The sequence below is a fragment of the Streptomyces katrae genome (assembly GCF_000966975.1).
Lineage (GTDB): Bacteria > Actinomycetota > Actinomycetes > Streptomycetales > Streptomycetaceae > Streptomyces > Streptomyces katrae.
Map to the genome: position 1 here is coordinate 1 of NZ_JZWV01001559.1, position 2108 is coordinate 2108.

Below are 2108 nucleotides of genomic sequence, written 5' to 3' on the forward strand. Positions count from 1 at the left end.
GAACGGCTGCTGGCCGCCGCGCTGGCCACCGGCGAACCGCAGTTCGCCCTGCGCGGCACCACCGCCCACGTCCCCCGCCTGACCCGCCGGACCACCGCCGACGCGCTCCGCCCCACCCCGGGCACGGCGGGCTGGCGGCTGACCACCGGTGCCACGGGCGCCACCGGTGCCGCCGGAACCCTCGACGCCCTCGCGCTCACCGAGAACCCCGCGGCCACCGCCCCGCTCGGCGAGGGCCAGGTCCGCATCGCCGTACGCGCCGCCGGCGTCAACTTCCGCGACGCCCTCATCGCCCTCGGCATGTACCCCGGCGAGGCCACCCTCGGCAGTGAAGCCGCCGGCACCGTCGTGGAGACCGGGCCGGGGACCGCCGGCCTGGCGGTGGGGGACCGGGTGTTCGGCATGATCCCCGAGTCCTTCGGCCCGCTCGCCGTCGCCGACCACCGGATGGTGGCGCGGATGCCGCGCGACTGGACCTTCGCCGAGGCCGCCTCCGTGCCCATCGTCTTCCTCACCGCCTACTACGCGCTGGTCGACCTGGCCGGCCTGCGGGCCGGGCAGACGCTGCTGGTGCACTCGGCGGCCGGCGGCGTCGGCATGGCCGCCACCCAGCTCGCCCGCCACCTCGGCGCCGAGGTCTACGGCACCGCCGGACCCGGCAAGTGGGCGGCCCTGACGGCCCAGGGGGGCCCGGACGCCGACCACCTCGCCTCCTCCCGCGACCTCCGCTTCGAGGAGCGGTTCCTGACCGCGACCGGGGGCCGCGGCGTGGACGTCGTACTCAACTCCCTCGCCGGGGAGTACGTCGACGCCTCCCTGCGCACCCTCGCCGACGGCGGCCGCTTCCTCGAAATGGGCAAGACCGACGTCCGCGACCCCCGGCAGGTCGCCGAGGAGCACCGGGGCGCCGTCTACACCGCCTTCGACACCATCGAGGCGGGCCCCGACCGGATCGGCGCCATGCTCCAGGAGCTCGTCGCCCTGTTCGAAGCCGGGTCCCTGCGGCCGCTGCCCGTCACCTGCTGGGACGTCCGGCAGGCACCCGCCGCCCTGCGCCACCTCAGCCAGGCCCGGCACATCGGCAAGCTCGTCCTCACCGTCCCCGCCGCACCCGACCCCGAGGGCACCGTCCTCGTCACCGGTGCCACCGGGGCGCTGGGCGGGCTCGTCGCCCGCCACCTGGTCGCCGGACACGGCGCGCGCCACCTGCTGCTCACCAGCAGGCGCGGCGACGCCGCCGACGGGGCCGCGGCGCTGCGCGAGGAACTCCTCGCGGCGGGGGCCACGACCGTCACCCTCGCGGCCTGCGACACCGCCGACCGGGAAGCGCTCGCCGGCCTGCTGGCGGCCGTCCCCGACGACCGGCCGCTGACCGCCGTGATCCACGCCGCGGGCGTACTGGACGACGGACTGGTCACCTCCCTCACCCCCGACCGGCTGGCGGCCGTCCTGCGCCCCAAGGTGGACGCGGCGCTCCACCTGCACGAACTGACCCGCCACACGGACCTGTCCGCCTTCGTGCTGTTCTCCTCGGTCGCCGCGACCCTGGGCAGCGCGGGACAGGGCAACTACGCCGCCGCCAACGCCGCCCTGGACGCCCTCGCCCGGCACCGCCGCGCGGCCGGCCTGCCCGGGCTCTCCCTGGCCTGGGGGCTGTGGGCCGGCAGCAGCACCCTCACCGCCGGCCTCGCCGAGGCCGACCAGCGCCGCATCGGCCGCTCAGGAGTCCTCGCCCTGGAGGCGGACGAGGGCCTCGGCCTCCTCGACCGCGCCCTGGGCTCTGCCGAACCCCTGCTCGTACCCGTCCGCTGGGACCTGCCCGTCCTGCGCGAGCAGGCCCGCGCGGGCACCCTGCCCGCCCTGCTGCGCGACCTGGTCCCCGCCCCCGTACGCCGCGCCGAGGCGGCCGCCGCCGGATCGCCCGACGGGGTCCGCTCCGCGCTGGCGGAGCGGCTGGACACCCTGCCCGAAACGGCCCGGGCCGCCCTGCTGACCGACCTGGTACGGACGCACGCCGCCGCCGTACTCGGCCACGGCCGCCCCGAATCCGTCCAGCCCGGCCAGGCCTTCCGCGAACTCGGCTTCGACTCGCTCACCGCCGTCGAACT

1 protein-coding gene is annotated in these 2108 nt (G+C 77.3%); it reads left to right on the top strand.

Annotation, left to right across the window (positions count from 1 at the left end; genetic code table 11):
* The coding region (locus tag VR44_RS39170; RefSeq protein ID WP_045952460.1) for a type I polyketide synthase at positions 1-2108 on the top strand (2108 nt) is incomplete at both ends.